We start from the raw sequence: 21,210 nt of genomic DNA, 5'->3' as shown, positions 1-21,210 counted from the left end.
TGCCCCTGCCGGCATACGGGTCCCCGCGCAGGCGGCGCGCTCAAGCTACGTATTAACCGCAAACTGGTGTTCTCCATGATGCCAGGAAGGGCGCGTGGGCCTACACTGTCCAGCCGTGGCGCCCCGGGCGCAGGAGACAAGACATGAAAAGCAGATTAATCGTTGGTGTGGCTCTGGCATGGGTACTGCTGGGGAATGCCTCTACAGCCCAGATTCTGATCGGGCAGACCGCAGGCTTCACCGGTCTGGTGGCCGCAGGGGTGAACGAAACCACCGACGGGGCCAGGCTGTACATCGATGCCATCAACGCCAAGGGCGGCATCGCCGGACAGAAGATCGAGCTGATTTCGGTAGACGACAAGTTTGACCCCAAGCTCGCCGCGGAGAACGCGCAGAAGCTCATCACGGAACGCAATGTGGTGGCCCTTTTCCTGAACCGCGGCACGCCGCACACCGAGGCCATCATCCCGGTGCTGGACCAGCACGGGATACCGCTGATCGCCCCCTCCACAGGCGCCGTGATCCTGCATCAGCCCGTGAAAAAGCACGTCTTCAACGTGCGCGCCACCTACCAGCGCGAGGCCGAAAAAGCCGTCCAGCATCTGGCCACCATTGGCATCAACCGCATCGGCATCCTGCAGACTGACGACAGTTTCGGCGCCGACTCGGTGCAAGGCGCCCTGCGCGGTCTGGAAAAGGCCCAACTCAAGCCCCTGTTCCTCGAAAAACTCGACCGGGCCAAGCCCGACATCGACCGCCTCGCCGCCCGTGTGGTCCAGGAACAGCCCCAGGCCGTGATCTTCATCGCCTCGGGCAATACCGTCGTGACGGGCATCAAGGCCATACGCGCCGCCGGCTCCCTGGCCCAGGTGGTCACGCTGTCGAACAATGCCTCGGGAGGTTTCGTCAAGCAGCTCGGCGAGCAGGCTCGCGGCGTGATCGTGACCCAGGTCTTCCCGCAATCGCTCTCCTATGGCCTGGTCAAGGAAGCACAGGACCTGGCCCGCGCCAAGGGCCTCAGCGAGGTCAGCCCGGCCATGCTTGAGGGTTTTGCCGCAGCCAAGGTGCTGGTGGAGGCCCTGCGCCGGGCCGGCCCCAAGCCCACCCGGGAACGCATCCAGGCGGCGCTCGAAAGTCTCAGCAAGTTCGATATCGGTGGTCTGGAGGTGAACTTCAGCCCCCAGGACCATACGGGCCTGGACTTCGCCGACCTGTCCATCATCACGGCCGACGGCCGCTTCCGGCGCTAGCCTTTCAATGCCTGCTCCAGCGGCAGGCAGGCCTCATGGCCCACGGCTTCCTGGATCCGGGGCAGCAGGACCAGCAGATCGTCGAAGCCGGAGGCTGCTTCGACCGCCAGGTTCAGCTTGAAACCACGCAGGCCCAGGGAGGCCGTGAGCCTCGTGGCAATCGGATAGGCCTCGGCGTAACGCTGCTGGTTCGTGCGATCGCTGCTCGCTGCAGACCCCGCGCCTGGAGCGGCCGGCTGGGCCGCCGCAATGTACCCCCGCGCCAGCAGGTAGTCCACATCAGCCTGTGTCACGCCCAGACCGGCGGTGGCGGCCAGCACCTGCTGCAGGGACTTGGCCCCGTCAAACAGGATGAAGGCCGAACGCTGCCGGGCCGATAGGTCCGGCGAGCGCTCCTTGAATGCCTGTTGCCCAACTTCTGTCTTTGAATAGTTCATGGTGTTGAGCGGCACCGAAGCCGCCGTGTCTTCTCAAGCGCAGCGCCTATTTGGCAGCGCTGGCAGCCGGAGCTGGCACAGCGGAAGCCGGTGCCGCCGGAGCCGATGCGGGCACCTCGGGCGCATGCACGGCCTCTGCACCGTGTTTTTCGCCACTCATATCCAGCTTATCACCGCCTTTGATGATAACGAAGAGGGCCAGGGCAGCAAAGAGGATAAAGCCGACAATGATTTTCCACATGATTCAGTTTCCAGATTGACAAAAAGAAAGGCCCTCGGTAAGAGGGCCTGCTCTGACCCGGCAGGCCGGGTCAGGGTGCACAGATGGCACCGCGGCTCATCAGTCGCGGGCGTAGATGTCCACGTCCTTGGTTTCCTTGACGAACAGCATGCCGACCACGAAGGTCATGCCGGCGATGATGATCGGATACCAGAGGCCGTTGTACATATTGCCGGTCTGCGCCACGATGGCGAAGGCCGTGGTGGGCAGCAGGCCGCCGAACCAGCCGTTGCCGATGTGATACGGCAGGGACATGGAGGTGTAGCGGATGCGGGTCGGGAACATCTCCACCAGCATGGCGGCGATGGGGCCGTAGACCATGGTGACCAGGATCACCAGATAGGCCAGGATGGCGATGACCATGACCTTGTCCACCTTGGCCATGTCGGCCTTGGCGGGGTAGCCGTGCTCCTTGAGCGCGTCAGCCACGGCCTTCTTGAACTCGGCGTCCTTGACCTTGGCTTCTTCAGCCGGGATGCCCTTGGCGGTGTAGCCGGTGATCAGCGTTTCGCCGATCTTGATCGTCGCAGGGGCGCCAGCGGCGCCGACAGCGTTGTCATAACTCACCGAAGCGCCAGCCAGCACCTGCTTGGCGATATCGCAGGAGCTGGTGAACTTGACGGTGCCGGTCGGGTTGAACTGGAACGAGCACTCCTTCGGATCGGCCGTCACGACGACCTTGCTCTTCTGCTGGGCAGCGTAGAGGTCGGGGTTGGCAGCCTTGGTCAGCGCTTCGAAGACCGGGAAGTAGGTCAGCACGGCCAGCAGGCAACCGGCCATGATGATGGGCTTGCGGCCGATCTTGTCAGACCAGGATCCGAAGATAATGAAGAAGGGCGTGCCGATCAGCAGTGAGATGGCCACGTAGATGTTGGCAGAGGCGCCGTCCACCTTGAGCGCCTGGGTCAGGAAGAACAGGGCATAGAACTGGCCCGAGTACCAGACCACGGCCTGGCCGGCGGTCAGGCCGATCAGCGCCAGGATCACGATCTTCAGGTTTTTCCACTGACCGAAGGATTCGGACAGGGGAGCCTTGGAGGTCTTGCCCTCCGCCTTCATCTTGGCGAAGGCCGGCGACTCGTTCATGGACAGACGGATCCACACCGAGATGGCCAGCAGGAAGATGGACACCAGGAAGGGAATGCGCCAGCCCCAGTCGGCGAAGGCGGCTTCACCCATGGCGGTACGCGTACCCAGGATCACGAGCAGGCTCAGGAACAGGCCCAGGGTGGCCGTGGTCTGGATCCAGGAGGTGTAGGCACCGCGCTTGCCTTGCGGCGAGTGCTCGGCCACGTAGGTGGCGGCGCCACCGTACTCACCGCCCAGCGCCAGGCCTTGCAGCAGACGCAGCGCGATCAGAATGACCGGTGCGGCCACGCCAATGCTGGCATAGGTCGGCAGGATGCCCACGATGAAGGTGGACAGGCCCATGATCAGGATGGTGACCAGGAAGGTGTACTTGCGGCCGATCATGTCGCCCAGACGGCCAAAGAAGATGGCACCGAAGGGACGCACGATGAAACCGGCGGCGAAGGCCAGCAGCGCGAAGATGAAGGCCGAACCGGCATCCAGACCGCTGAAGAACTGCTTGGCGATGATGGCCGCCAGCGAGCCGTAGAGGTAGAAGTCGTACCACTCGAAAACCGTGCCGAGGGAAGAGGCGAAGATCACCTTCTTCTCTTCGGGCGTCATCGGCCTTGCAGCCTGTGTAGTTGCCATGTTGTGTCTCCTAAGAATGAACACCCTCCCCGACATGGGGATTGCCGTGCATTCTTGGGGTTGGCACTGACCGCTTTCTTACAGTGGCCTTAGGTGATAACCCTGAGTTTCGCCATCTGGCAACACACCAAGACCTTTGTTGCTACGCAGCATCCGGGATGACGGCGTGCCAACCGGGCCCGTCGAACCAGGCATCGCCCTCCAGATAACGACGCAGCATGGGCAGGCTGTCCAGCCCCCAGAACAGGCGCCCATCGACCACACAGGACGGGACGCCGAAGGCCCCTGCGGCGATCGCCTCGTCGGTATTGGCGCGCAGGCGGGCCTTCACCACTTCGTCATCCGGCGCCAGGGCCGGGGCCAGCTGCTCGCGCAGGGCCTGCAAGCGGGCCGGATCGTTGGCGTCCAGCCCCCCCTGCCAGACGTGCCGCAGCAGGGTCTCGCAGACATAGCGGTTGGGGTCGCCCCCCTGCGCGGCGGCAATGGCCAGGCGCAACAGGGGCAGGGGGTTGAAAGGATGGGCCGCGGGCATCTGCAGCGCCACACCCTGCTGCTGCCCCAGCCACAGGACATGCCGGTAGGTCCACTCGCGCTTGGCCGGCACCTCGGCCGGGCCGAGCAGCTTGTGGTGCCGCAGCATGGCGCCCAGCAGCACGGGCCGGTAGGTCACCGAATAACTCAACCCCATCAGCGCCTCGGGCAACTGCTCGAAAGCCAGGTGGCTGTAGGGCGAGATGAAGTCCAGGTAGAAGGTGATCTGCTTCACGGGTTCACTCCTTGCGCCGTGGCGCGTGCCTCGATACGGGCCCAGATGGCGCGTTTGCCTTCGTCGTCCAGCCCGGACCAGGCGGCGATTTCGTCCAGCGAGCGCAGGCAACCCTTGCACAGGCCCGTGGTCGTCTCCATGCGGCAGACCGAGATGCAGGGCGAAGGCAGGTCCCGGGCCTTGGCCTGGGCCCGCACCGCCTGTTTGAGCAGCCACTCCATCACACTCAATCGCGCTTGCTAAGAAGGGCCGTGGCTACGCGCGAGTTGGGCGTACGCCCCAGCGCCGCGCTGATGTACACGCCCGCGTCCACCAGCCGATCCAGGTCGATGCCGGTCTCGATGCCCAGACCCTGCAGCAGGTGGACCACGTCCTCGGTCGCCACGTTGCCCGTCGCGCCCTTGGCATAGGGGCAGCCGCCCAGGCCGGCCGTGGAGGACTGGAAATTCCAGACCCCCATCTCCAGTGCCGCATAGGTATTGGCCAGCGCCAGGTCGTAGGTGTCGTGGAAATGGCCCGAGATGTCGTCAACGCCAAAATGCGCCAGCGTGGCCTCGATCGCACGCTGCACCTTGAGCGGCGTGCCCACGCCGATGGTGTCGGCCACGTCCACACGCTGCACGCCAATGTCCTTCATCCGTTTCGCCAGCATGCCCACACGCTCGGGCGCGATATCGCCCTCGTAGGGACAGCCCACGGTGCAGCTCATGGCGCCACGCACACGGATGCCCGCCGCCAGCGCGGCTTCCACCACGGGCGCGAAGCGCTCGATGCTTTCGGCGATCGAGCAGTTGATGTTCTTCTGGCTGAAAGCCTCGCTGGCCGAGCCGAAGACCACGATCTCGTCGGGCCTGGTGGGCTGCGCCGCCCGCCAGCCCTTCATATTGGGCACCAGCACCGAATAGCGCACGCCGGGTTTTCGCGTGATGCCGGCCATGACCTCGGCGTTGTCGCTCATCTGCGGCACCCATCTGGGCGAGACGAAGCTCGTGACCTCGATCTCCTGGAGGCCCGCATCCTGCAGGCGCTGCACGAGTTCGATCTTCACCGCCGCGGGCACGGGCTGCTTTTCGTTCTGCAGACCGTCGCGCGGACCGACATCGATCAGCTGGACGCGGGTGGGTAGGCTCATGTCAGTAACCTTTCGTGGGATCGACAATACCTGCAATGGATTCACCCCGTTCCAGGCGCAGGATCTTGCCGGCGATCTGCGCCACGCTCTCGTCGCGCAGGGTGCGCGCCGAGGTGTGCGGCGTGACCACGATCTTCGGGTGGCGCCAAAAAGGGTGGGCGGCGGGCAGCGGCTCCTGACGGAACACATCCAGCGTGGCGCCGGCCAGGTGGCCACTGTCGATCAGCGGGATCAGGTCTTCCTCCACCAGGTGCGCGCCACGCGCCACATTGATCAGGTAAGCACCCGGCCGCAATTGGGACAGACTCTCGCGGTTCATGATGCCGCGGGTCTCCTCGGTCAGGGGCAGCAGGCAGACCAGCACCCGGGTCTCGGCCAGGAATTCGGAAAACTGCGCCTCGCCTGCGTAACAGCGCACACCTTGCAGCGCCTTGGGGGAACGGCTCCAGCCCAGCACCGGGAACTCGAAAGCCTGCACCGCACGCGCCACACGCTGACCCAGCACCCCCAGGCCCATGATGCCCACGGGGAAGTCTTCGCGCAGGCGCGGCTTGCGAAAAGACCACTTGCCTTGCGCCACGTCGGCCGCGTAGATGTCGAACTCGCGGAAATGGCGGATCAAGGCATGGGTGACGTACTCGGCCATCTGCACCGACATGCCGGCGTCGTCCAGGCGCACCAGCTTCGTCTTCGCAGACAGCTTGAACTGCGTGAGCGCGTCCACGCCCGCGCCGATATTGAACAGGGCCTTGATCTGCGGCTGCTCATCGAGAAACTGTTGCGGCGGCGCCCAGACCACGGCGTAATCGGCCGGACCGGCGCCCGGAGCCCAGATCTCGATCTCGGCCTGCGGCAAAGCCGTGCGCAGCGCCGCCAGCCAGGGCTCGGCCTTGAAATCGGTGCAGCAAAAATAAATCTTCATGACAAGGAGCTTAAGGGCACAAATACCTGGACAGGGTCACGCCGCAGACAGCTTCAGCAACTCGGCGCCCTCGGCCACCTGGTCCCCCGGCGCATAGAGCAACTCGGCCACCACGCCCTCGGCCGGCGCCGCAATGGTGTGCTCCATCTTCATGGCCTCCATCACCGCCAGCACCTGGCCCTTGCTCACGGTGTCACCCGCCTTGACCGCGAAGGACACGACCTTGCCCGGCATGGGCGCGGTCAGGCGCCCGCCCTCGGCCTGGACCTCGCCGGCATGGGCCAGCGCGTCGAGCACCGTGATCTGTGTGGCGCCCTGCGGGGTAAAGACATACGCCACCTCGCCGCTGCGCAGCACCTGCGCCGCGACCCGCAGGCCGGCGTAATGCAGGACGATGCCGTCGGCACTGCGGCTGAACTGGAGCGTGGCCCCCGCCTCCTCCACCCTCAGCTGCAGGGCGCCGTCGTGCAGATAGGTCAGCACGGCCGTGTGCTGTTCGCCATGGAACTCGAAGTCGAAATAGCGCTGCGTCAGGCCATGCGAGCGCCAGCCATCGCGCTGCGCCCAGGGGTCGACCCAGCCACCCGCCTGGCTTGCGGATTGTTCCTGCAGCAACGTGTCCGCCACCACGGCAGCCGCGGCCAAGGGCAGTCCCACCTTTTCCTGCTCGAACAGCACGGCGGCCTCGCGCACGATGAGCGCGGTATCCAGGTCGGCCTGGGCAAAGGAGCGGCTGCCCACCACATGGCGCAGGAACTGCACATTGGTCTGCAACCCCACAATGCGCGTGGCAGCCAGCGCGGCGTCCAGCCGGGACAGCGCCTGTTCACGCGTGTCGCCGTGCACGATGAGCTTGGCGACCATGGAGTCATAAAAAGGAGAGATGGCGTCCCCCTCGCGCACGCCGGAGTCGACGCGCACAAGGCCACGCTCGAAGGTAGAGCACTCGGGCAGTGCATAGACCTGCAAGGTACCGGTGGCCGGCAGGAATTGCTTGTCGGGGTTCTCGGCGCAGATGCGCGCCTCGATTGCGTGGCCCTGGATCTGCAATTGATCCTGTTTCAGGGGCAGGGGCTGGCCGGCGGCCACACGCAACTGCCACTCCACCAGGTCCAGGCCGGTGATGGCCTCGGTCACCGGGTGCTCCACCTGCAGGCGCGTGTTCATCTCCATGAAGAAGAAATTCATCTTCCCCTCGCGCTGCTCTACGATGAACTCCACCGTGCCGGCACCCACATAGTTGACGGCGCGTGCCGCTGCCACGGCGGCCTGTCCCATCTGGGCGCGCAGCTCGGGCGTCATGCCGGGGGCCGGGGCTTCTTCCAGCACCTTCTGGTGGCGACGCTGCACCGAACAGTCGCGCTCGAAGAGGTAGACACAGTTGCCTTGCGTATCGCCGAAGACCTGGATCTCGATATGGCGCGGGCGCTGCACGTATTTCTCGATCAGCACGGCCGCGTCACCAAAACTGTTGATGGCTTCGCGCTGGCACGAGGCCAGCGCGGCCGCGAAGTCTGCACTCTTCTCCACCACACGCATGCCCTTGCCGCCGCCGCCCGCGCTGGCCTTGATCAGCACGGGGTAGCCGATGCGGTCGGCCTCGCGCTGCAGCAGCTTCGTGTCCTGGTCGGCACCGTGGTAACCCGGCACCAGGGGCACGCCGGCCTTGTCCATCAGGCGTTTGGACTCGGCCTTCAGGCCCATGGCCTGGATGGCCGCAGCCGGCGGCCCGATGAACACCAGGCCCGCCTGGGCGCAGGCCTGGGCAAAGGCCTCGTTCTCGCTGAGGAAACCGTAGCCCGGATGGATGGCCTGCGCGCCCGTGGCCTGGGCCGCCTCGATGATGCGTTCCCAGCGCAGATAACTCTCGGCCGGTGCGCTGCCACCGATATGCACGGCCTCGTCACAAACAGCCACGTGCTTGGCGTTCGTATCGGCATCGGAATAGACGGCCACGGTCTGGATGCCCAGACGTCTGGCCGTGGCCGCAACCCGGCAAGCGATCTCGCCTCTGTTGGCAATCAGGATTTTCTTAAACATGCTTCACCTTTCCGATGTCCAGGTAAGCCGAGGCCGCAGCCGCGGTGGGATGTTCGAGTCGCGGCACATGGCCCAGCAGTGGTGCGTCCAGGCGCGCCGCGATGGCGTCGATATTGCCGCCTGCATGGCCCATGGCCGGGTCCACCGTATTGGCCACCCAGCCGGCCAGCTTGAGCCCACGCGATGCGATGGCCTCGGCGGTCAGCAAGGCATGGTTGATGCAACCCAGGCGCAGGCCCACGACCAGGATGACGGGCAGGCCCAGCTGGCGGGCCAGGTCCGACGTGTCATAGCCATGGGTCAGCGGCACGCGCCAGCCGCCCACGCCCTCCACCACCACGGCTTCGGCCTGTGCGCGGACTTTTCTGTAACTTGCCATGATGTGACGCGGCTCGATCAGCACGCATTCCAGTGCCGCCGCGATATGGGGGGCGGCCGGCGTGCGCAGCAGGTAGGGCGTGGTCAGCTCGCGGGGCAGCTTCAGCGGCGCCGCGTCATAGAGCTGGTCCACGTCCTCGTTGTGCCAGACACCGTCTCGCCATTCGGCGCCCGCGGCGATGGGCTTCATGCCGGCAGCGCGCACCCCTGACTGGCCCAGGGCAAACAACAGGGCACTGCTGATGAGGGTCTTGCCGATCTCGGTGTCGGTCCCAGTGACGAAACAGGAAAAAGCGGGCATGGTGTCAGGCGGCGTTCGCCTCAGAGGTCTGGGCAAGGGTCTGCAGCGCATCGAGCAGGCAAGCCACGTCGTCGTGGGTATGGGCGGCGGACAGGGTGATGCGCAGGCGTGCCGTGCCCACCGGCACAGTGGGCGCACGGATGGCCGAGACCCAGAGCCCCTGGTCCATCAGGGCTTGCGCGGCAGCCAGCACCTCGGCATTGCCGCCAATCACCAGCGGCTGGATCGGCGTATCGGAGGCGAGGTGTGACCAGCCCTGTCGCACCGGCATGGACCTGAGCTGATGGCGCAGCAGGTCGAGCTGCGTACGACGCTGCTGTCCTTCCCGGCTGTCGATCAGGGCGATGCTGGTCAGCAGGGCGTGGGCCAGCGCCGGCGCGGCCGCGGTCGTGTAGATATACGGTCGGGCGCGCTGCACCAGCCAGTCGATCACGGTTTCGTGCGCGGCCACAAAAGCACCGCTGACACCCGCGGCCTTGCCCAGCGTGCCCATATAGACCAGCTGCGGCGAGCGCAGATTGAAATGCTCCAGCGCACCGCGGCCGTTCTCGCCCAGCACGCCGAAACCATGGGCATCATCGACCACCAGCCAGGCACCGCGGCGCTCGCACAGGGCCAGGATCTGCGCCAGGGGTGCGATGTCGCCATCCATGCTGAAGACGCTGTCGGTGACGACGATTTTGGTCTTTGCCGCGCTGGCGGTCAGCGCCGCGTCCAGCGCGGCCGGGTCGTTGTGCGCGTAGACCGTGACCTTGGCACGCGCCAGACGTGTGCCGTCGATGATGGAAGCGTGGTTCAGCGCATCGGAAAAGATCTCGGCCTCGCCCGGTGTGGCGGCGGCCAGCGCGGTGAGCACGGCCAGGTTGGCCATGTAACCGGTGCTGAAATAGAGCGCGCGGGCCCGCTCCAGGTGCGGTGCCTCGAACGCGGCCAGACGCTCTTCGAGTTCTTCATGGGCCTTTGAGTGCCCGCTGACGAGGTGTGAGGCGCCACTGCCGGTGCCGTAAAGGCGCACGCCTTCCTGCAACGCCGCAGCGATACGCGCATCGGCCGCCAGACCCAGGTAGTCATTGCTGTTGAAGCTCAGTACACGCCGACCATCCACCAGGACTGCAGGTGCGCAGGCGGTTTCGGCGGTGCGGCGGCGACGACGCAGCCCCTGCGCGTCGAGTTGCTCGATCTGCTCCCGCAAGCTATCGATGAGCGTGAAGGTCATGCCATCACCTCGTCAAAGGTGGCACGCGTACGCTGCGCCAGCTGGTTGATCTCGTCATCGCTCAGGATGTAGGGCGGCATCAAATAGACCGTGCGGCCGATGGGACGCAAAAGCAGGCCGCGTTGCAGCGCTGCACTGAAGAAGCGGCGTGAAAACGTAGCCGCTTGTGCCGGGTCGTCGACCACGGCATCAAAGGCCCAGATCATGCCGCGCTGACGGAAATGGCGCACGCGCGCATCGGCGGCCAGCGGCGCCAGTGCGGCACTGAGCTTCTGCGCTTTCGCGCGGTTCATCGTCAGCACATCATCCTGCGCGAAGATGTCCAGCGTGGCCAGCGCCGCGCGGCAGGCCAGGGGGTTGCCCGTATAGGAATGCGAGTGCAGGAAGCCCCGCGTGACGTCAGCGTCGTAGAAGGCCTGGTAGATGCTGTCACGTGTCATCACCAGCGAGAGCGGCAGGTAGCCCCCGCTGATGCCCTTGGACAGGCAGACGAAGTCCGGCCAGATACCGGCCTGTTCGCAGGCAAAGAAGCTGCCCGTGCGGCCACAGCCCACGGCAATCTCGTCTGCGATCAGGTGCACCTGATGACGGTCGCAGAGGGCACGCACCTGCCGCAGGTACTCCGGGTCGTGCATGGCCATGCCGGTGGCGCACTGCACCAGGGGCTCGACGATGACGGCGGCCACCTTGTCGCTGCGCTCCTGCAGCAGCACGTCCAGGGCATGGGCGGCGCGGCGCGCCACGTCTGCCGCGCTCTCGCCAGCCTGCGCCAAACGCGCGTCGGGCGACGCCACCACATGGGCGCGCTGCAGCAACGGACCATACGCGTCACGAAACAGCGCCACGTCGGTCACGGCCAGTGCGCCGATGGTCTCCCCGTGGTAACTGCCGGACAGACAGACGAACTCCTGCTTCTGCGTCTGGCCGCTGTTACGCCAGTAGTGGAAGCTCATCTTGAGCGCGATCTCCACCGCCGAAGCGCCGTCCGATGCGTAGAAACAATGCCCCAGCACGCCACCGGTCAACACCCCCAGGCGCTCGGACAGGTCTACCACCGGCTGGTGCGTGAACCCCGCCAGCATGGCGTGCTCCAGCTTGTCGAGCTGGTCTTTCAGCGCGGCATTGATGCGCGGGTTGGCGTGGCCGAAGAGGTTGACCCACCAGGAACTGATGGCGTCCAGGTATTCACGACCCTGCACATCGACCAGCCAGGGCCCGCGCCCGTGGCTGACCGGGATCAGCGGCACCGTCTCGTGGTGCTGCATCTGCGTGCAGGGGTGCCAGACGCTGCGCAGGCTGCGCGCGACCCAATCGTTGGCCCCGGCGGATGACTCGTTCAACTTCAATTCAACTCCAGGATTCGTTCTGTGGGCCTGCATTGTGGCCGGGATGAGCACCCTCTCACTCCTTGACCCATACGACCTCGTCATCCACCGCGTACAGGCGACACTTGCCATCCTTCGCGGTCTGGTTGCAACGGTCCAGCGCACGCTTCATCGCATCGGGCCGCGCAGTGCTGAAAGCCCAGGCCCCCGTCTGGGAGATGGCAAAGGCCTTGGGTGCATCGCTGCTCATGTACTTCAGGTAACCATCGCGCCCCCCCTGCTTGACATGGGGCAGGGCCTTTTCGTCATTTCCTGCCGCAAAACCCGTAGAGGCCGGTACCGGCAATTCATGGACGGCGACCGGAATCTTGTGGACGACCTGGTGAGGCAAATCCAGTTCAGCCAGGAACTTCTCGACCTGCGGCAACCAGATCGGCGTGCCGCTGCGCGAACTGAAAAGCCCGTGCGCGTCGCTGCCGAAGTTGCCGTAAGCCACCAGCCGGGCCTGGCCGCCAGCATTCACATAGCTCTGATGCATCTCGCGATACAGCCAGGGCTGCCAGTAGGAGTCGTTGTCGCCATAGAACCAGAGCGAGGGCAGGCGGGTCTCGCGGGCATAGGCGCCGAATGCACGTATCAACGTGAACTCCCAGGCCGTGCAGTTGTCCTGGCGCAGCCCCCCGGCGAAGTTGATCAGGCCCCGCACGCCCGGGTGGTTGACGGTGCCAAATGCCATCGTCGTCAAGCCACCATGTGACTGCCCGACGATCACGATGCGCGTCAGATCTGCCTCAGGCAAGGTTTTCAGGAAGCTCAGGGTCGCCGACACATCTTCCGCCTGGACACGCCCGTTGCTTTCGACGTTGCACCCGCCACCTATGTACGAACCCGACGACTTGGAGAAGCCCTGGCGCATGGGAACGACCACCATGTAGTTCCTTTGCAGAAACTCCCGGGCCGCCACCTCGTACCTAGCCCGCTCCTGGAAGGCGGGATTGCCGGGTGCTTTGCCGTGGTTGATGATGATCACCGGGAAAGGCCCAGGCCCGGGCGGCCGATAGAGGGTGGTTTCCAGCTCGACGGAGGTAAACCCCTCGCCTTTTTTCACCATGAGCACCTGTTCCCGCATCGTCTCGGCCAAGGTCTGGCCGGGCACGGCAACCGACGCCAGCAACAGCCCGGCCAGCAGTCCTGCCTGCCCAAGCCGTGCAATGAAGCCAAGGTTGCTGTGCGTCTTCATCGCAGAGCCTCACATGCGGAACACGCCAAACTTTGCATCTGGAATCGGCACATTCAGCGACGCCGACAGCCCCAGCGCCAGCACCCGCCGCGTGTCGGCCGGGTCGATCACCCCGTCGTCCCACAGGCGGGCGGTGGCGTAATAAGGATGCCCTTGCTCTTCGTACTGCTGGCGGATCGGCGCCTTGAAGGCCTCTTCCTCCTGCGCGCTCCACGAACCGCCCTTGCCCTCGATGCCGTCGCGCTTGACGGTGGCCAGCACACTGGCGGCCTGTTCGCCGCCCATCACGGAGATGCGCGCGTTGGGCCACATCCAGAGAAAACGCGGGCCGAAAGCGCGGCCGCACATGCCGTAGTTGCCGGCGCCAAATGAGCCGCCGATGATGACGGTGAACTTGGGCACGTTGGCGGTAGAAACCGCCGTCACCATCTTGGCGCCGTTGCGCGCGATGCCCTCGTTCTCGTACTTGCGGCCCACCATGAAGCCGGTGATGTTCTGCAGGAAGACCAGCGGGATCTTGCGCTGGCAGCAGAGCTCGATGAAGTGCGCGCCCTTGAGCGCGGATTCGCTGAACAGGATGCCGTTGTTGGCGATGATGCCCACGGGCATGCCCTCGATGCGCGCAAAGCCCGTCACCAGCGTGGTGCCGTAGCGTGCCTTGAACTCGTCGAACTCGGAGCCATCGACAATGCGGGCGATGATCTCGCGCACATCGAAGGGCTTGCGTGTGTCGGTCGGGATCACACCATAAAGTTCTTCGGCAGGGTAGCGCGGCGGCTGGGGCTCGGTGAGCGTGGTCTGCGCTTCCTTGCGCAGGTTCAGGTTCTTCACCGAGGCACGCGCCAGCGCCAGGGCGTGCAGATCGTTCTGCGCCAGGTGGTCAGCCACACCAGACAGGCGCGTGTGCACGTCGCCTCCACCCAGGTCCTCGGCCGTCACCACCTCGCCCGTTGCGGCCTTCACCAGCGGCGGGCCGCCCAGGAAGATGGTGCCCTGGTTCTTGACAATGATGGCCTCGTCGCTCATGGCAGGCACATAGGCGCCGCCCGCCGTGCAGGAACCCATGACCACGGCGATCTGCGCGATGCCCTGCGCACTCATCTGGGACTGGTTGTAGAAGATGCGGCCGAAGTGATCGCGGTCGGGGAAGACCTCGTCCTGGTTCGGCAGGTTGGCGCCACCCGAGTCCACCAGGTAGATGCAGGGCAGACGGTTCTGCTGCGCGATCTCCTGCGCGCGCAGATGCTTCTTCACCGTCATGGGGTAATAAGTGCCGCCCTTCACGGTGGCGTCGTTGCAGACGATCATGCAGTCCACGCCGCTCACGCGGCCGATGCCGGCGATCAGTCCGGCGCAGGGCGCGTCTCCGCTGTACATGTTGTAGGCCGCCAGCGGTGACAGCTCAAGAAAAGGCGTGCCGGGGTCGAGCAGGCGCTGCACGCGTTCGCGCGGCAGCAGCTTGCCGCGAGCCGTGTGCTTGGCCCGGGCCGCTTCACCGCCACCTTGGGCCACTTTGTCGACCTGGGTTTGGAGATCCACCACCACAGCGCGCATGGCGGCGGCGTTGGCCTGGAAGTCGGCCGAGCGGGCGTTGAGCTGGGTTTCCAGAAGGGGCATGGGCGTGCTTTCTGACGGCGACGGGAGCGCCCGTCTGATTGACGTTTACGTAAACGTCAATTGTGGCAGATTTGGGGCGCGCTTCCGCGCCTTGCCAGCGAATTGCACCACAGCGGTGCACCAATCCGGCACGGCGCTTGCTAACCATAACAGGTCCGCGTCGAAATCAGCCCCATGACCGTCCACCCTGCCCGCATCCGTCGCACCAGCCTGCTCAGTACCGGCGAGCTGGACCGCGCCCGCGTGCTCGACACCCTGGTCAACAACCTGGACGGCATGGCCTACCGCTGCCTGCACGACGCCAGCTGGCGCATGATCTTCGTCAGCCAGGGCTGCCTGAGCCTGACGGGCTACGCCCCGACCGAACTGGTGCAGGACGCGGTCATCAGCTGGGAGGAGATCACCCACCCGCTGGACCGCACCCGCGTGCGTTCGCAGATCGACGCCGCCGTGCGCAGCGGGCAGCGCTTCACGCTGGAATACCGCATCACCACCCAGGCCGGGTCGATCAAATGGGTGCATGAACGCGGCATCGCCGTGCCCGACGAGCAGGGTGAGCTGGTGATCGAAGGCTTCATCGAGGACATGACGGCCCAGCGCGAAATGGTGCAGGCGCAGAAGGAAGCCGAGCTGCGCTACCGCAACATCTTCGAACACGCCTCCGAAGGCATCTTCCAGACCTCGATCGATGGTCGCTACCTGGCCGCCAACCCGGCCCTGGCCCGCCTCTACGGCTACGCCAGCCCCGCAGCCCTGATGACCGGCCTGGACGACATCGGCCGCCAACTGTATGTGCGAACCAGCCAGCGCGAACGCTTCCACCAGCTCATGGCCCAGCAAGGCGAGGTGCTCAACTTCGAGTCCGAGGTCTACTGCCAGGACGGCACCCGTATCTGGATCTCCGAAAACGCCCACGCCGTGCGTGACACGGAGGGCGAGATCCTCTACTACGAAGGCACGGTGCAGGACATCTCCGAGCGCAAGCGCTACCAGGAGGAACTGGAGCGCCAGGCCAACCACGACATGCTCACCGGCCTGCCCAACCGCATCCTGCTGGGCGACCGTGTGGAGCAGGGCATCGCGCGCGCGTCACGCCTGGGGTATTACCTCACGGTGGTCTTCATCGACCTGGACAACTTCAAGTTCATCAACGACAGCCTGGGCCACGGTGCGGGTGACGAGCTGCTCAAGGAAGTCGCCAACCGCCTGCGCCACTGCGTGCGCACCTCCGACACGGTGGCACGTCTGGGCGGTGACGAATTCGTGCTGCTGCTGGGTGACCATTTCCGCGCCAGCACCGTGATCTCGCAGCTGCGCCGCGTGCTGGCCGAGATCGGCCGTCCGGTCATGCTCTCGGGGCGTGAGTTCCACGTGGGGGCCAGCCTGGGCGTGGCCATGTACCCGGGCGACGGCGAAGACCCGGCCAGCCTGCTCAAGCACGCCGACACGGCCATGTACGCCGCCAAGAACCGCGGACGCAACAACTTCCAGTTCTTCACCAGCGAACTCAACCGCGTCGCGGACGAGCGGCTGAACCTGGAGGCGGCACTGCGCCAGGCCATCGAGCGCGATGAGTTCGACGTGCACTACCAGCCCAAGGTGGACCATCGCCGTCGTATCGTCGGCGTGGAAGCTCTGGCCCGCTGGACCCACCCCGAATATGGCCCCATCAGCCCGGACCGGTTCATCCCCATCGCCGAGGAGACCGGTCTCATCGTGCCACTGACCACCGCCATCCTGCGTCGCGCCTTCGCCGCCGCGCGCAGCTGGAACCAGCGTCTGCCCGCTCCCCTGCACGTGGCTGTGAATCTCTCACCCCGGTTGTTTCTGAGCGGAGACATCGTCGCCCATGTCGCCGGCCTGCTGCAGGAAGCCCAGCTGGCACCTGCCCTGGTGGAACTGGAGATCACCGAAACCGTCTTCATGGGGGACAGCGACCACATCGTTGCCACCCTGGGCCATTTCAAGGACCTGGGCGTACAACTGGCCATGGACGACTTTGGCACTGGCTACTCGGCCCTCAGCTATCTGCGTCGCTTCCCGCTGGACATCATCAAGATCGACCGCTCCCTGGTCACCGGTATCGAGCACGAGGAAGAGGTCGCCATGATCGCGCGTGCCGTGATCTCGCTGGGCCAGAGCTTGCGCAAGACCGTGGTGGCCGAGGGCGTGGAAAACCAGGCACAGTTCGATTTCCTGCGTTACCAGGGCTGCCACGAATTCCAGGGCTACCTGCTCTCGCGCCCCCTGCCCCAGGCGGCCATGACGCGACTGCTGGACGCTGGCGGCGTCATCCCCGCCTCAGCGCGGGCCAGCTCGGGTTTCGCGCCGATGGCCTAGGACAAGAGCGCGGGCAGCTGTGCCATGTCGCTGAACACCGCAGCCACCCCGGCTCGCAGGAAAGGCTCGGCATCCCCTTGGGGCACATAGGCGAACACCGTGGCGCCGGCAGCCAGACCGGCAGCGGTGCCAATCAGCGTGTCTTCCACCACGGCACAGCGTTGCGGCGGCGCCAGCAGCGCGGCCGCAGCGGCCAGGTAGACATCCGGGTGGGGCTTGGAGCGCGGCATCTCATGGCCGCTGAAAATGCGGCCCTCGAAATAGCCGTGCAGGCCCACCTTGCGCAGTTGCAGTTCGACCTTGTGGCGGTCGGCCCCCGAGGCGCAGGCGATACGCGCGTCCAGCCGCTCGTGGACCTCATGCACCGCAGCCTGCGCATTGGCTACGATGCGCAACTCACTCTCCAGCGCGGCGTTGCGCCGCTCACGGAAATCCGCCAACCAGGCTTCCGTCAGCGGCTGGCCAGTATGCTGCTCAATCCGAGCCTTCTCATCGCGCACCATCTTGCCGATGAAGATGCGCATGCACTCCTCGGCACTCAACACCCAGCCGCGTTCGGCCAGCATGTCGCGCAGCACACCGTTGACGATGGGCTCGGAGTCGACCAGCACGCCATCGCAGTCGAACAGCACGGCTTCAAATTTCACTTCCAGTCCCCCTCCACGTAATACCAGCGCCCCGTTTCCTTTACGAAACGGCTGCGTTCGTGCAGGCGCACGGCGCGGCCGGACTTGTCTCGCTGGCGTGCGACGAACTCCACCTCGGCGTGCGCTGCGTCGAGCACCTGGAAATCCCGCACCTCCAGCCCCAGCCACTTGACGCCTGGGTCGAAGCCGATCTTCGAAGGCCGCTTGCTCTCGTGCCAGGTGGCGCGCAAATAGTCGGCGCGCTCCAGTACAAAAGCGCTGTAACGCGAACGCATCAAGGCTTCGGCGTCCGGCGCAGGGGTGGCATCGAAGGCCTCGACATAAGGGCCGCAGCAGGCGGCATACGCCAGGTCATGGCCGGTCGCATCGCGCCGGCCGCAGGGACAGTCACGCACGCCTCAGCCGCCCTTCTTCGCCTTGCGCTCTTCCAGAGTCTCGGTGGGGCCACCCAGCTTCACCCACTCGGCATAGCCGCCGTCGATGTGCGAGACATTCGTCATGCCCATGTCCTGCAGGGTCTTGGCCGCCAACGCGCTGCGCCAGCCGGCGCCGCAGAACAGGATGAAGTGCTTGCTTTCGTCCGCCCACATGGGCTTGTGGTACGGCGACTCGGGGTCTACCCAGAACTCCAGCATGCAGCGCGGCGCATGGGTGCTGCCAGTGACCGTCCCCTCCTTCAGCTCACGCACATCGCGGATGTCGACGATCTGCACCTTGGGGTCGTCCAGCATGGCCAGCACCTCGGGCACGCTGAGGGTCTTGACCTGGGCCATGGCCTCGTCGACGAGGGCACGAAATCCTTTGGTGATGGGCATGGCGCTACTCCTTCAGTCAATCTGCCAGGCGGTACACCCGTGCGGCAGTGCCACCAAATATATCGGCCTGCTCGGCCGGTGACAGGTCCTTCACAGCGGCGCGATGCGCCGCAATCAGGCTGGCGTGGTCGGTCCAGAGCTTCTCGATGGGAAAGTTGGAGCCGTACATGCAACGCTGCGCGCCGAAGAAACGTACGGTCTGCGCCACCACCGTGGCGATGTGGGCCGGGTCATTGCGTTGCAGGAAGGTGCCCAGGCCCGAGAGCTTGGCATGCACATTGCGCTGCGCGGCCAGCTTGCCCATGCCTTCGCGCCAGGCCCGCAGGCCCACATGCGAAGTATCGGCCAACATGCCGGCGTGGACCAGGATGAAGCTCACCGTGGGGTTGGCCGCTGCCAGCTGGGCCGCATCGGCCATCTGGCCGGAAAAGACCTGCAGGTCGAAGCTGTAGCCGTAGTCGGCCAGGTGTCCGATATTGCGGCTCAGCACGGGGCTGCGCACCTGCTCGGGCCCGGGGGCAAATCGGTACAACGGGTTCTCGTGCCAGTGCAGCTGCATGCGCACACCGCGTACCAGCGCATATTTTTTCAGGCGATCCAGCAGCGGCCGCACGTCGGGGGCCATCATGTCGGCATAGGCCACCATGGCCTGCGGCCAGCCCGTGCGCTGCGCTTCGGCCTGTACCCAGGCGGCTTCCTGCTCGAACTGCGCTGGGGGCCAGTTGGTCTGCACGTAGACAGACTGCGTGATGCCCGAACCCGCCTGGTCGGCCAGGAACTCCTCGACCGGATAGTCGCGGCGGATCGCTTCGTAGGGCCCGAAGATGCGCGGCACCATGGGGCCCTGCAGCCAGGGCAGGTCCTGCTGGCGCCAGATGTGGTGGTGGGCGTCGATGATGGGCATGAGTCTCCTTGTACTGTCAGGCAGTATGAGGCTCAAAGCGCGCGCTGTATCAGTATTTTCTGCACGTCGCTGGTGCCTTCGTAGATCTGGCAGACACGCACGTCGCGGTAGATGCGTTCGACGGGGAAATCATTCACGTAGCCATATCCCCCGAGCGTCTGGATGGCGGCGCTGCAGACTTGCTCGGCCATCTCGCTCGCAAAAAGCTTGGCCATGGCCGCTTCCTTGAGGCAGGGGCGCCCGGCATCGCGCAGGGCGGCGGCGTGCCAGGTCAGCTGGCGTGCCGCCTCGACTTTCGTCGCGCACTCGGCCAGGCGGAAACCCACGGCCTGGTGATTGAAGATGGGCTGGCCGAAACTCTCGCGCTCCCTGGCGTATTGAATGGCCACCTCCAGCGCGCTGCGTGCCATGCCTATGCTTTGTGAAGCGATGCCAATGCGCCCCCCCTCCAGGCCACCCAAGGCAATCTTGTAGCCTTCACCCTCGGCCCCGATCAGGTTCTCGGCCGGTATGCGGCAATTCTCGAAGTTGATCTGCGCGGTGTCGCTGCTGTGCTGCCCGAGCTTCTCTTCCAGGCGGGCCACCACATAACCCGGCGCGTCAGTGGGCACAAGAAAGGCGCTCATGCCCTTCTTGCCGGCCCCCCTGTCGGTCACCGCGATGACGATGGCCACCTGCCCGTTCTTGCCGCTGGTGATGAACTGCTTGACCCCGTTGAGCACATAACCCTCGCCATCACGTACGGCGGTGGTACGCAAACCTGAAGCGTCCGAGCCCACGTGCGGTTCGGTCAGGCAGAAGGCGCCCAGCATCTCGCCGCGCGCCAGCGGTGTCAGCCACTTGGCCTTCTGCTGCGCGTTGCCATGTTTCATCAGGATGGCGTTGACCGGGCAGTTGGTCACGCTGATGGCCGTGCTGGTGCCGCCATCCCCCGCGGCGATCTCTTCGAGCACCAGTGACAGGCTCAGGTAGTCCAGCCCCGCGCCGCCCAGCTCCTCGGGCACGCAGACGCCGTAAGCGCCCAGCGCGGCCAGGCCGCGGTGCACCTCACGCGGGAATTGGCGTTCCTGGTCCCAGCGCGCGGCGTGGGGCCAGAGCTCGGCGCGCGCGAAGCCGCGCACAGCGTCGCGGATCATTTCCTGGTCGGAGGTCAGCAGCATGGAGCCCGCTTTCAATTGACGTTGACGTAAACGTCAATTATGCCGCTCAGAAGCCGTCGTAGCGGCGGCCGTCGTGGTGCAAGTAGGCCCCCTGGTGTTCCTGGCGCAAGCCGGACAGGGTCTTGCGCATGGCCGCCACACTCTGCTGCACGGTCAGCGGTGCCCCCGCGCCGCCCATGTCGGTCTGGACCCAGCCCGGGCACAGGGCCACCATGATGACCTTCGGGTAGTCGTGCTGGGCCGCGACCACCGCCATATTGAGCGCGGCCTTGCTGACGCGGTAGGTCCAGCCGTAGCTGGACTCGACCGTGCCGATCTGCCCCATGCCGCTGGTGATGAAGGCGAATCTGCCACCGTGGCGCGAAGCCGCCACCAGCGGCGCCACTTGCGGGATGGCCTGCATGGCGCCCAGCACATTGGTGTGCATCACGCGGTCGAAATCGGGTTGGGTCGGCGGAGTGCCGGCGCCCTCCGTCGACCAGACACCGGCCACATAGACCGCGGTGTCGATCTCCTCACCGTCGAGCAGCCAGGCCAGGCCGCTGATGCTGGCAGGGTCGGCCACATCGACCTTGTGCGCTGTCGCGCCCAGCGCGCGCAGGCGTGCCAACCCCGCCTCGTCGCGTGCCGTGGCGATCACACGCGCGCCATCGGCAGCGTACTGGCGCACGAACTCCAGGCCGATGCCACGGGAAGCGCCAATGATCAGAACCGTGGGCAT

At 65.5% G+C, this 21,210-nt stretch carries 21 protein-coding genes; 2 read left to right on the top strand and 19 right to left on the bottom strand.

Features of this window, described 5'->3' with window-relative positions; translation table 11 throughout:
- The first annotated feature begins 143 nt into the window (after window positions 1-143).
- Window positions 144-1,250: an ABC transporter substrate-binding protein gene (locus AC07NT_RS00415; RefSeq protein ID WP_498598399.1), complete on the top strand. Its 1,107-nt coding sequence runs from the start codon at window positions 144-146 to the stop codon at window positions 1,248-1,250.
- Here AC07NT_RS00415 and AC07NT_RS00410 read toward each other — a convergent pair.
- From AC07NT_RS00410 to AC07NT_RS00350, 13 genes are all read right to left on the bottom strand, one after another.
- Complete coding sequence (locus tag AC07NT_RS00410; protein ID WP_498598400.1) at window positions 1,247-1,687, bottom strand: hypothetical protein; 441 nt, start codon at window positions 1,685-1,687, stop codon at window positions 1,247-1,249. The two genes, AC07NT_RS00415 and AC07NT_RS00410, sit on opposite strands and share 4 nt — an antisense overlap.
- 46 nt (window positions 1,688-1,733) lie before the next feature.
- Window positions 1,734-1,928, bottom strand: a complete 195-nt coding sequence (locus AC07NT_RS00405) for a hypothetical protein (RefSeq protein ID WP_498598401.1) — start codon at window positions 1,926-1,928, stop codon at window positions 1,734-1,736.
- Window positions 1,929-2,027: 99 nt separating this feature from the next.
- Window positions 2,028-3,686 carry an MFS transporter gene (locus AC07NT_RS00400; protein WP_498598402.1) on the bottom strand — a complete coding sequence of 553 codons (1,659 nt, stop codon included), beginning with the start codon at window positions 3,684-3,686 and terminating at the stop codon, window positions 2,028-2,030.
- 142 nt (window positions 3,687-3,828) lie between these two features.
- Window positions 3,829-4,452, bottom strand: coding sequence for a 2-hydroxychromene-2-carboxylate isomerase (locus AC07NT_RS00395; protein WP_498598403.1), 624 nt, complete (start codon window positions 4,450-4,452; stop codon window positions 3,829-3,831).
- Window positions 4,449-4,673 carry a DUF1289 domain-containing protein gene (locus AC07NT_RS00390; RefSeq protein ID WP_498598404.1) on the bottom strand — a complete coding sequence of 75 codons (225 nt, stop codon included), beginning with the start codon at window positions 4,671-4,673 and terminating at the stop codon, window positions 4,449-4,451. The genes AC07NT_RS00395 and AC07NT_RS00390 overlap by 4 nt, the downstream gene beginning before the upstream one ends.
- A 5-nt stretch (window positions 4,674-4,678) precedes the next feature.
- The gene (locus tag AC07NT_RS00385; RefSeq protein ID WP_498598405.1) at window positions 4,679-5,584 is read right to left on the bottom strand and encodes a hydroxymethylglutaryl-CoA lyase; all 906 of its coding nucleotides are present in this window, start codon (window positions 5,582-5,584) and stop codon (window positions 4,679-4,681) included.
- Between the two features lies 1 nt (window position 5,585).
- Window positions 5,586-6,506 carry a 2-hydroxyacid dehydrogenase gene (locus AC07NT_RS00380; protein WP_498598406.1) on the bottom strand — a complete coding sequence of 307 codons (921 nt, stop codon included), beginning with the start codon at window positions 6,504-6,506 and terminating at the stop codon, window positions 5,586-5,588.
- Between the two features lie 36 nt (window positions 6,507-6,542).
- Window positions 6,543-8,546: an acetyl/propionyl/methylcrotonyl-CoA carboxylase subunit alpha gene (locus tag AC07NT_RS00375; RefSeq protein WP_498598407.1), complete on the bottom strand. Its 2,004-nt coding sequence runs from the start codon at window positions 8,544-8,546 to the stop codon at window positions 6,543-6,545.
- On the bottom strand, window positions 8,539-9,225 hold the full coding sequence (gene bioD, locus AC07NT_RS00370) for a dethiobiotin synthase (protein WP_498598408.1): 687 nt from the start codon (window positions 9,223-9,225) through the stop codon (window positions 8,539-8,541). The genes AC07NT_RS00375 and bioD overlap by 8 nt, the downstream gene beginning before the upstream one ends.
- Window positions 9,226-9,229: 4 nt before the next feature.
- Window positions 9,230-10,441, bottom strand: a complete 1,212-nt coding sequence (gene bioF, locus AC07NT_RS00365; protein WP_498598409.1) for an 8-amino-7-oxononanoate synthase — start codon at window positions 10,439-10,441, stop codon at window positions 9,230-9,232.
- Complete coding sequence (bioA, locus tag AC07NT_RS00360) at window positions 10,438-11,787, bottom strand: adenosylmethionine--8-amino-7-oxononanoate transaminase (RefSeq protein WP_498598410.1); 1,350 nt, start codon at window positions 11,785-11,787, stop codon at window positions 10,438-10,440. The genes bioF and bioA overlap by 4 nt, the downstream gene beginning before the upstream one ends.
- Window positions 11,788-11,842: 55 nt before the next feature.
- Window positions 11,843-13,006: a dienelactone hydrolase family protein gene (locus tag AC07NT_RS00355; RefSeq protein ID WP_498598411.1), complete on the bottom strand. Its 1,164-nt coding sequence runs from the start codon at window positions 13,004-13,006 to the stop codon at window positions 11,843-11,845.
- Window positions 13,007-13,015: 9 nt separating this feature from the next.
- Entirely contained in the window at window positions 13,016-14,623 is a 1,608-nt protein-coding gene (locus AC07NT_RS00350; protein WP_498598412.1) for a carboxyl transferase domain-containing protein, read from the bottom strand.
- A 174-nt stretch (window positions 14,624-14,797) separates the two neighbouring features.
- Here AC07NT_RS00350 and AC07NT_RS00345 point away from each other — a divergent pair, with 174 nt between their 5' ends.
- On the top strand, window positions 14,798-16,963 hold the full coding sequence (locus AC07NT_RS00345) for a putative bifunctional diguanylate cyclase/phosphodiesterase (RefSeq protein ID WP_498598413.1): 2,166 nt from the start codon (window positions 14,798-14,800) through the stop codon (window positions 16,961-16,963).
- On the opposite strand, the gene AC07NT_RS00340 is transcribed toward AC07NT_RS00345, so the two are convergent.
- Genes AC07NT_RS00340 through AC07NT_RS00315 form a run of 6 tightly spaced genes read right to left on the bottom strand, consistent with a single transcriptional unit; the run spans window position 16,960 to window position 21,210 of the window.
- The gene (locus tag AC07NT_RS00340; protein WP_498598414.1) at window positions 16,960-17,610 is read right to left on the bottom strand and encodes an HAD family hydrolase; all 651 of its coding nucleotides are present in this window, start codon (window positions 17,608-17,610) and stop codon (window positions 16,960-16,962) included. The two genes, AC07NT_RS00345 and AC07NT_RS00340, sit on opposite strands and share 4 nt — an antisense overlap.
- On the bottom strand, window positions 17,607-18,005 hold the full coding sequence (locus AC07NT_RS00335; RefSeq protein WP_498598415.1) for a YchJ family protein: 399 nt from the start codon (window positions 18,003-18,005) through the stop codon (window positions 17,607-17,609). The genes AC07NT_RS00340 and AC07NT_RS00335 overlap by 4 nt, the downstream gene beginning before the upstream one ends.
- A gap of 3 nt (window positions 18,006-18,008) precedes the next feature.
- Window positions 18,009-18,425 (bottom strand): rhodanese-like domain-containing protein, encoded by a 417-nt coding sequence (locus AC07NT_RS00330; protein WP_498598416.1) that lies wholly within the window; start codon window positions 18,423-18,425, stop codon window positions 18,009-18,011.
- A 16-nt stretch (window positions 18,426-18,441) separates the two neighbouring features.
- A complete protein-coding gene (locus AC07NT_RS00325; protein ID WP_498598417.1) occupies window positions 18,442-19,329 on the bottom strand; it encodes an amidohydrolase family protein in 888 nt (295 codons plus the stop codon).
- A 32-nt stretch (window positions 19,330-19,361) separates the two neighbouring features.
- A complete protein-coding gene (locus AC07NT_RS00320) occupies window positions 19,362-20,489 on the bottom strand; it encodes an acyl-CoA dehydrogenase family protein (protein ID WP_498598418.1) in 1,128 nt (375 codons plus the stop codon).
- 46 nt (window positions 20,490-20,535) lie between these two features.
- Entirely contained in the window at window positions 20,536-21,210 is a 675-nt protein-coding gene (locus tag AC07NT_RS00315; RefSeq protein ID WP_498598419.1) for an SDR family oxidoreductase, read from the bottom strand.

This window comes from Hylemonella sp. GW821-FHT10B10 (assembly GCF_059415585.1).
The sequence above is the reverse complement of the archived record's forward strand: the minus strand, read 5'-3'. Positions and strand labels throughout refer to the sequence as shown.